Raw genomic sequence first — 7745 nt, 5'->3', positions numbered from 1 at the left:
GGCGCCGACATCGTCATTGCGCTCTCGCATTCCGGCATCGACATCAAGCAGGGCGACATGATGGAGAACGCCTCCTTCTTCGTCGCTGGTGTCGAGGGCATCGACGCGGTTTTCACCGGCCACCAACATCTGGTCTTTCCCGGCAAGAAGGATTTCCAGCAGCTCCAGGGCGTCGACACGGAAAAAGGCACGCTGCAAGGCAAGCCGGCCGTCATGGGCGGCTTCTGGGGCTCGCATATGGGCCTGATCGACCTGCTGCTGGAGCGCGACGGCTCGAAGTGGCGAGTCGTCTCGGCGACTTCCGAGGCGCGCCCGATCTACGAGCGGGTCGACAACAAGAACAAGCCGACCGTCGAGGACGACAAGCGCATCATCGCGGCGCTGGAGCAGGATCACGAAGCGACGCTCGCCTATGTCCGCCGTCCGGTCGGCAAGACCTCGGCGCCGCTCTATTCCTATTTTGCCCTGGTCGCCGACGATCCCTCGGTGCAAATCGTCAACCAGGCCCAGAGCTGGTATATCACAGATATATTGAAGAACACGCGGTGGAAGGATGTGCCGTTGCTCTCGGCCGCGGCCCCGTTCAAGGCCGGCGGCCGCAATGGCGCCGACTACTACACCGACGTTCCCGTGGGCGACATCGCCATCAAGAATGTAGCCGACCTCTATCTCTACCCGAACACCGTTCGCGCGGTCGAAATCACCGGCGCCGAAGTGAAGGAATGGCTGGAAATGTCGGCCGGCATCTTCAACAGGATCGAGGCGGGCAAGGCCGACCAGGCGCTGATCAACACCGATTTCCCGTCCTATAATTTCGATGTCATCGACGGCGTCACCTACAGGATCGACCTGTCGCAGCCGCCGAAATATGATTCCAAGGGTGGCACCGCCAATGCAGCATCGAACCGCATCGTCGACTTGAAATTCCAGGGTAAGCCCATCGATCCGGCGGCGAAATTCGTGGTTGTCACCAACAATTACCGAGCCGGCGGTGGCGGCAATTTTCCCGATATCAATGCTTCGAAAATCATCTACGAGGCACCGGACACCAATCGCGACGTGCTCGTGCGCTACGTCATCAGCCAAGGCACGATCAACCCGACCGCGGACGGCAATTGGTCGTTCGCCCCGCTGCCGGGCGCCAGTGTAGTCTTCGAGACCAGCCCCAAGGCGAAGGACTTCATCGCCGCGATCAAATCGATCAAGATCGAGCCCGCGGGTGAAGGTGAGGCGGGATTTGCGAAATACCGCATCACGCTTTGACGCGGCAGCCATGTCAAAGCGTGCGGCGGTCCGTTAAGGGGCCGCAGGAGCGGTGACCGGGGTCGGGAAGGCCGGCTGGATCGACGTGCCCAGCGGGTCGTTCGGTACTGTCAGCGGCGCCATGCCCTTTGGATGGTGCACCTCCGGTATGGATGACGTCGGCATGTTGTTGATCAGGTCGCTCGCCCCGGGCCTGAGGGTGGGGGCGGTGAGCACGCCCAGCGGGTCGTTGGTAATCACGGGTACGGCTACTTTTGCCTGAGCTGCGCTTGCCGACATCACGGCAAGCAGCAGGGCGGCGGTCATGGCTCGCTTCATGGAAGCCTCCTGTTGCCGAAGATTGTCCGAGCCTGCGCTGACGAAAGCAGGGTAAGCGTCGGACGATCAAGAATGCCCGATGCCGGATCGCGGTTTCATCACGCCTGCTCACGAGCATGTGCGGATCGCAACGTTTCCCGCAGGATGCGGCGACGCGGATAAAAGCGGTGGGCCGGAGCAATTGGCTGGAACCCGCTCTGGCTCCAGTCGCGCAGATGCGGTAGTTTTGGCCATGCGTTATGTGATCGTCATCGCCGCCATCACCTTCTTCCTGATCTGGGACGGCCTGTACAACCACGGCTACTACCTCGACACCACCGTCAGGGAGATGTCCCGCATCGTGCGCAGCCTCACCGGCGCCGGCTGAGCCGAACCGCATCAGCCTCCACGGGCAGGGCGCGACATCGTTGCGGATTGACGCGATCGGCCCGCTCTCTCAAAACACGCCTCAGTTGACGACCAGGGAGGCTGGCTTGATCCGGCACATCGTTTTCTTCAGCGCGCGACGCAAGGAAGATGTGGAGGCCGTGCAGGTAGGCCTGCGAGAGCTGGGCAAAATCCCGCATTCGCGCCACTTCGAGGTCACGCTCAACACCAAGGTCGATCTGTATGCCAACGCGATTGACGTGGTCGTCTACGCTGAATTCGAGGACGAGGCGGCGCTCGCCGCCTACAAGGCGCATCCTCTTTATGCCGAGACCACCAGCAAGGTGAAACCGCTGCGTGAATTGCGTTATTCGGCGGATGTCGTAGCGGCCGCCTGAACACACGCCATGCGCTTGGCGCCGCCATGCATTGAAGGCCGGTCTTGAACCATCGGCCGGAATGGGGCAAACCGCCCGGCATGACAGAACCCTCCGCTCATCCGCTCGACCATCTGGTGCTGCCGACCCAAAGCCTTGACCTTGCCCGGGCGCGCCTCAACTCGCTGGGCTTTGTCGTCGCGCCGGTCGGAATCCATCCGTTCGGCACCGAGAACGCCTGTGTTTTTTTCGCGGACGGCACTTACCTGGAGCCGCTTGCCGTCGGCAGCAGGGAAGTGGCGGAGCGAGCGATAGGCGAAGGCAACGTGTTCGTTGCGCGCGATCATCTCTACCGGGAAAGACTCGGCGAGGAGGGTTTTTCCGCGATCGTTCTTGGAACCGGCGACGCCGAGGCCGATCATGCTCGCTATCTCGAAGCGGGCCTGTCGGCGGGAAACATATTGACCTTCTCGCGCGCCTTCACCGATCAAGCCGGCAGGAGCGACACAGCATCGTTCAAGCTCGCCTTCTGCGCCGACAAAGGCACCGACGATGCTTTCCTGTTCGCCTGCGAGCGTATCAACGCGCCGAAGATCGACCGAACGGCCCTGCAGGCCCACGCGAACGGCGTCACCGGTATCGCCGAGATCGTCGCGGTCAGCGACGAGCCAGCAGCGCAGATCGCGCTGATCGCCACCGCGGCAGGCGCCGAAGCAGGAAAGGACGACGCGCTCCAACTGCCGAACGCGGCTTTGACTGTTCTGACGCCCGAGGCCTACGCTTCCCGCTTCGCGGTCCCGGCCTTGCCTCCGTCGGAGTTGCGTTTTGCGGCCCTCGTCTTCTGGGTCCGCGACAAGGCCGCCGCGATGCGCGCGCTTGCAGCCGGCGCGGTCGAGCACAACATGAGCGGCAACGACATCGTCGTGCCACCGGCGCCCGGGCAGGGCGCCGCCTTCATCTTCCGGGAGATCCCATGAGCAAGCCCCTTGCGCCCAATTCATCGGTAACCGTCGGCAAGGTTGTCTTCGCCAACGACGCGCCGCTGTCGCTGATCGCCGGTCCGTGCCAGCTTGAATCACGTCAGCACGCCTTCGATATGGCCGGCGCGCTCAAAGAACTGACAGAGCGACTGGGCATCGGCCTCGTCTACAAGACCAGCTACGACAAGGCCAACCGCACCTCGCTGGCGGCGACGCGCGGCGCCGGGCTAGATGCGGCGATGCCGATCTTCGACGATTTGCGCAAGACCTTCGGACTTCCGGTGCTCACCGACGTCCACACCGAGGAGCAATGCGCGATCGTTGCCCCGCACGTCGATGTCCTGCAGATCCCTGCCTTCCTGTCGAGGCAGACCGACATGCTGGTCGCGGCCGCCCGGACGGGCAAGGTCGTCAACGTAAAGAAGGGCCAGTTCCTCGCTCCGTGGGACATGAAGAACGTGGTGGCCAAGATCACGGGCTCAGGCAACCCGAATGTGCTGACCACCGAGCGCGGCGCGTCTTTTGGCTACAACACGCTGGTCTCCGATATGCGGGCCCTGCCGATCATGGCCGAGATCGGCGCGCCCGTGATCTTCGACGCAACCCACTCGGTGCAGCAGCCGGGCGGGCAGGGCGGTTCCTCAGGCGGCGAGCGCCGTTTCGTCGCGACGCTGGCCTGCGCGGCGGTCGCCGTCGGCGTTGCCGGGGTCTTCATCGAGACCCACCATGATCCGGACAACTCGACATCTTCGGACGGCCCCAACATGGTGCCGCTCAAGGACATGCCGGCACTGCTCGAAAAGCTGATGGCGTTCGACCGCGTCGCCAAGGGTTTCTGAAGGCATATCCGCGAATCTTGCGCCGGCTTGTGGTTGTGCTGAGCCGGCAGTACGCTTCTCCCTGCAACTGAGCGTTCTTGTAGGAGAGGAAGCCATGTCTGTCGCCCGCGTCACCGAAATCACGTCATCGTCCAAGAAAAGCTTTCAGGACGCCATCGAGAAGGGCATTTCGCGCGCCGCAAAGACCTTGAAGAACGTCGAAGGCGCCTGGATACAGGACCAGAAGATCGTCATCGAGGACGGCAAGATTGCCGCCTATCGGGTCAACATGAAGGTCACCTTCATCCTCACCGACGACTAGGTGAAACAGCAGGCCGAAAAGTCTGGAACCTTCACCCACTCCTCTCATTGTCCAGACAGGCAATTCAACCGAGAGGAGCACTACTATGACCACCCCTTCAGGGCATACCGAGGCCATTGCTGCCTCGCGCGTCATCGGCACGTCTGTCTATAATACTGAGGGTAAGAGTATCGGCAGCGTCGAGGACGTGATGCTCGACAAGATGTCGAACGGCATCATGTTTGCGGTGATCGGCTTCGGCGGTTTCCTCGGAATGGGCGAGAAGTATCACGCCATTCCGTGGGCAACCCTCGATTACGACAAGGATAAGGGCGGCTATGTGGTGCCGTTTAGCAAGGAGCAGCTGCAAGCCGCGCCGGCCTATTCCATCAAAGAACTGACAGGTTCGGATGGCGAAGCGGCCCGCGATGCGTCCTTCGATTACTACCAGGTCACGCCTTACTGGCATTGATGCCGTAGCGAAGGCCCCCGGGACCGGGGGCCTTCGCTTTTGGAACTATTCCGCAGCCTGCAGGGTAGATAGCTCCATTGAGCTCTGCTGCGGTTTCTGGCTGTCGCAAGACGTCAGGAACGCCGCCGCGATCAGGAACAAACTCACAATACCGCTCAACTGGGACATGGCGAAACCCTCTCCTGTTTCGCCCCGCGCGGATGCGACCTTAGATGAGAAGCGTCCGCGGCGCGCATGACTTATGATGACAGAAATTTGCGCTTCGTGACTCTTGCCTGCGCCAATTATTGCCGGCGGCCCGATTGCCTTTTGCGGTGCTTTGGCTAAGAGGGTCGCGACGCTTCAATCGATCAATCGGGGACATCGCAAATGACCGCCATCATCGACATTGTCGGGCGTGAAATCCTGGACAGCCGTGGAAATCCGACCGTCGAGGTCGACGTGGTGCTGGAAGACGGCTCGATGGGCCGTGCCGCCGTGCCGTCGGGTGCATCGACGGGCGCTCACGAGGCGGTCGAAGTACGGGACGGCGGTCCGCGCTATCTCGGCAAGGGAGTCCAGCGGGCGGTCGAGGCCGTGAACGGCGAATTGTTCGAGGCGATCGGCGGCATGGAAGCCGAGAACCAGATCCACATCGACCAGACGATGATCGAACTCGACGGCACGCCGAACAAGAGCCGCCTCGGCGCCAACGCGATCCTCGGCGTGTCGCTGGCGGTCGCCAAGGCCGCGGCCGAGGCTGCCGGCCTGCCGCTCTACCGCTATGTCGGCGGCACCAAGGCGCATATCCTGCCGGTTCCGATGATGAACATCATCAATGGCGGCGCGCATGCCGACAATCCGATCGACTTCCAGGAATTCATGATCCTGCCGGTCGGCGCGCCGACGCTGCGCGACGGCGTGCGCTGGGGTTCGGAAATCTTCCACACGCTGCGCAAGAAGCTCAAGGATGCCGGGCACAACACCAACGTCGGCGACGAAGGCGGTTTTGCCCCCAACCTGAAGAGCGCGCCGGCCGCGCTCGATTTCATCATGGAATCGATCGAGAAGGCCGGCTTCAAGCCGGGCGAGGATGTGGCGCTCGGCCTCGACTGCGCCGCGACCGAGTTCTTCAAGGACGGCAACTACGTCTATGAGGGCGAGAAGAAGACCCGTGACCCGAAGGCGCAGGCCAAGTACCTCGCGAAGCTCGCCTCCGACTATCCAATCATCACCATCGAGGACGGCCTCGCAGAGGACGATTGGGAAGGCTGGAAGATCCTGACCGACCTGATCGGCAAGAAGGTGCAGCTGGTCGGCGACGACCTCTTCGTCACCAACACGGCGCGTCTGCGCGACGGCATCCGCATGGGCGTCGCCAATTCGATCCTGGTCAAGGTCAACCAGATCGGCTCGCTCACCGAGACGCTCGACGCGGTCGAGACCGCGCACAAGGCCGGCTACACCGCCGTCATGTCGCACCGCTCGGGCGAGACCGAGGATTCGACCATCGCCGACCTGGCGGTCGCCACGAACTGCGGTCAGATCAAGACCGGCTCGCTGTCGCGCTCGGATCGTACGGCGAAATACAACCAGCTCATCCGCATCGAGGAAGAGCTTGGCCAGCAGGCGCGCTATGCCGGCAAGTCGGTGATCAAGGCCTGACCTGGACGAAGTTCCGATCAATCCGAAGGGGCGGGATATTTCCCGCCCCTTTTTCGTTTCCGCCGACCGCGCGGTTGGCGTCCGTAACCGTCCATTAAGCACAATCGGGCGAAAAAGGACTCCTTGGCCGCTCGGGTACGCGGCCGCGAGGGTTCGGGTTATGTGGACACGTCAGCACAAGCAGAGAAATACCGGCAGGTTGATCATTCCCTCGCTCTGCGTCCTGTTCCTGGCCTATTTCGGCTTCCACGCCTATCACGGCGAATTCGGCATCTACTCCAAGTACCGGCTGAAAGCGCAGGCGGCCGATCTGCAGGCGCAGCTCGACGCGGTCAAGGCGCGCCGGGTCGAGTTCGAACGCCGCGTCCAGCTGCTGCACGAAGGCACGCTGGAGAAGGACATGCTTGACGAGCAGGCCCGAAAGGCGCTCAATCTGTCCCAACCAGATGAAATCACCATCATGCTGCCCGTTTCGGCGAAATAACCGAATTTCGGTTAATCGTTGTTATTTTCAATGATTCTAATCGCTTAGATGCATGCCAGCCATGCATTTTTCAGCATGGCGCAATGCATTTTCGCATGTTAGCCTCTCACAAATCGGTGGGGAGGCGATCGATCTCCCTGAATGTCCGCGAAGAGACGCCAACAGGGAGTGATGCATGGCCACCGCCGCCAAAAAAGCGCCTGCCAGATCCAAATCCGACAAACAGCCGAATCTCTCAGCGCCGAAGCCGGCCGAATTCACCAAGGAAGAAGAGCTTTCCGCCTACCGGCACATGCTGCTCATCCGCCGCTTCGAGGAAAAAGCCGGCCAGCTCTACGGCATGGGCTTCATCGGCGGTTTCTGCCACCTCTATATCGGCCAGGAGGCCGTCGTCACCGGCATGAAGATGTCGCTGATCGAAGGCGACCAGATGATCACCGCCTATCGTGACCACGGCCACATGCTGGCGATGGACCTGTCGCCGCGCGGCGTCATGGCCGAGCTCACCGGGCGCCGTGGCGGCCTGTCGAAGGGCAAGGGCGGCTCCATGCACATGTTCTCCAAGGAGAAGCATTTCTATGGCGGCCACGGCATCGTCGGCGCGCAGGTGTCGCTGGGCACCGGCCTGGCCTTCGCCAACCGCTATCGCGACAACAAGAACGTCTCGCTGACCTATTTCGGCGACGGCGCGGCCAACCAGGGCCAGGTCTATGAAAGCTTCA

The 7745-nt window shown here is 61.9% G+C and carries 12 protein-coding genes; 10 read left to right on the top strand and 2 right to left on the bottom strand.

The window, feature by feature from the left end; all coding sequences use genetic code 11:
• The coding region (locus Q0L57_RS00100; protein WP_296736083.1) for a bifunctional 2',3'-cyclic-nucleotide 2'-phosphodiesterase/3'-nucleotidase at positions 1–1263 on the top strand (1263 nt) is incomplete at its 5' end.
• A gap of 33 nt (positions 1264–1296) precedes the next feature.
• On the opposite strand, the gene Q0L57_RS00095 is transcribed toward Q0L57_RS00100, so the two are convergent.
• On the bottom strand, positions 1297–1581 hold the full coding sequence (locus tag Q0L57_RS00095) for a hypothetical protein (protein ID WP_296736080.1): 285 nt from the start codon (positions 1579–1581) through the stop codon (positions 1297–1299).
• Positions 1582–1813: 232 nt separating this feature from the next.
• On the opposite strand from Q0L57_RS00095, the gene Q0L57_RS00090 reads away from it, so the two are divergent.
• From Q0L57_RS00090 to Q0L57_RS00065, 6 genes are all read left to right on the top strand, one after another.
• Complete coding sequence (locus tag Q0L57_RS00090; RefSeq protein WP_296736079.1) at positions 1814–1948, top strand: hypothetical protein; 135 nt, start codon at positions 1814–1816, stop codon at positions 1946–1948.
• Between the two features lie 106 nt (positions 1949–2054).
• The gene (locus tag Q0L57_RS00085) at positions 2055–2345 is read left to right on the top strand and encodes a Dabb family protein (protein WP_296736076.1); all 291 of its coding nucleotides are present in this window, start codon (positions 2055–2057) and stop codon (positions 2343–2345) included.
• Between the two features lie 80 nt (positions 2346–2425).
• Entirely contained in the window at positions 2426–3301 is an 876-nt protein-coding gene (locus Q0L57_RS00080; RefSeq protein WP_296736074.1) for a VOC family protein, read from the top strand.
• Positions 3298–4143: a 3-deoxy-8-phosphooctulonate synthase gene (kdsA, locus tag Q0L57_RS00075; RefSeq protein ID WP_296736072.1), complete on the top strand. Its 846-nt coding sequence runs from the start codon at positions 3298–3300 to the stop codon at positions 4141–4143. The genes Q0L57_RS00080 and kdsA overlap by 4 nt, the downstream gene beginning before the upstream one ends.
• A 94-nt stretch (positions 4144–4237) precedes the next feature.
• Positions 4238–4444 carry a dodecin family protein gene (locus Q0L57_RS00070; protein ID WP_296736070.1) on the top strand — a complete coding sequence of 69 codons (207 nt, stop codon included), beginning with the start codon at positions 4238–4240 and terminating at the stop codon, positions 4442–4444.
• Between the two features lie 85 nt (positions 4445–4529).
• Positions 4530–4895, top strand: a complete 366-nt coding sequence (locus tag Q0L57_RS00065; RefSeq protein WP_296736067.1) for a PRC-barrel domain-containing protein — start codon at positions 4530–4532, stop codon at positions 4893–4895.
• Positions 4896–4940: 45 nt separating this feature from the next.
• Here Q0L57_RS00065 and Q0L57_RS00060 read toward each other — a convergent pair whose 3' ends face one another.
• Complete coding sequence (locus tag Q0L57_RS00060; protein WP_296736066.1) at positions 4941–5063, bottom strand: hypothetical protein; 123 nt, start codon at positions 5061–5063, stop codon at positions 4941–4943.
• Between the two features lie 201 nt (positions 5064–5264).
• Here Q0L57_RS00060 and eno point away from each other — a divergent pair, with 201 nt between their 5' ends.
• The 3 genes from eno to Q0L57_RS00045 form a co-directional block, all read left to right on the top strand.
• Positions 5265–6539 carry a phosphopyruvate hydratase gene (eno, locus tag Q0L57_RS00055; protein ID WP_296736065.1) on the top strand — a complete coding sequence of 425 codons (1275 nt, stop codon included), beginning with the start codon at positions 5265–5267 and terminating at the stop codon, positions 6537–6539.
• A gap of 160 nt (positions 6540–6699) precedes the next feature.
• Positions 6700–7023: a septum formation initiator family protein gene (locus Q0L57_RS00050; protein ID WP_296736062.1), complete on the top strand. Its 324-nt coding sequence runs from the start codon at positions 6700–6702 to the stop codon at positions 7021–7023.
• 175 nt (positions 7024–7198) lie between these two features.
• The coding region (locus Q0L57_RS00045; RefSeq protein ID WP_296736060.1) for a thiamine pyrophosphate-dependent enzyme at positions 7199–7745 on the top strand (547 nt) is incomplete at its 3' end.

Source organism: Mesorhizobium sp. (assembly GCF_024509055.1).
Classification (GTDB): Bacteria; Pseudomonadota; Alphaproteobacteria; order Rhizobiales; family Rhizobiaceae; genus Mesorhizobium.
The sequence above is the reverse complement of the archived record's forward strand: the minus strand, read 5'-3'. Positions and strand labels throughout refer to the sequence as shown.

Bases quoted from the DNA above. Each gene is read 5' to 3' on its own strand.
- Q0L57_RS00095 (WP_296736080.1), bottom strand. From the start codon at position 1,581: ATGAAGCGAGCCATGACCGCCGCCCTGCTGCTTGCCGTGATGTCGGCA.
- Q0L57_RS00090 (WP_296736079.1), top strand. From the start codon at position 1,814: ATGCGTTATGTGATCGTCATCGCCGCCATCACCTTCTTCCTGATCTGG.
- Q0L57_RS00080 (WP_296736074.1), top strand. From the start codon at position 2,426: ATGACAGAACCCTCCGCTCATCCGCTCGACCATCTGGTGCTGCCGACC.
- kdsA (WP_296736072.1), top strand. From the start codon at position 3,298: ATGAGCAAGCCCCTTGCGCCCAATTCATCGGTAACCGTCGGCAAGGTT.
- Q0L57_RS00070 (WP_296736070.1), top strand. From the start codon at position 4,238: ATGTCTGTCGCCCGCGTCACCGAAATCACGTCATCGTCCAAGAAAAGC.
- Q0L57_RS00065 (WP_296736067.1), top strand. From the start codon at position 4,530: ATGACCACCCCTTCAGGGCATACCGAGGCCATTGCTGCCTCGCGCGTC.
- Q0L57_RS00060 (WP_296736066.1), bottom strand. From the start codon at position 5,063: ATGTCCCAGTTGAGCGGTATTGTGAGTTTGTTCCTGATCGCGGCGGCG.
- eno (WP_296736065.1), top strand. From the start codon at position 5,265: ATGACCGCCATCATCGACATTGTCGGGCGTGAAATCCTGGACAGCCGT.
- Q0L57_RS00050 (WP_296736062.1), top strand. From the start codon at position 6,700: ATGTGGACACGTCAGCACAAGCAGAGAAATACCGGCAGGTTGATCATT.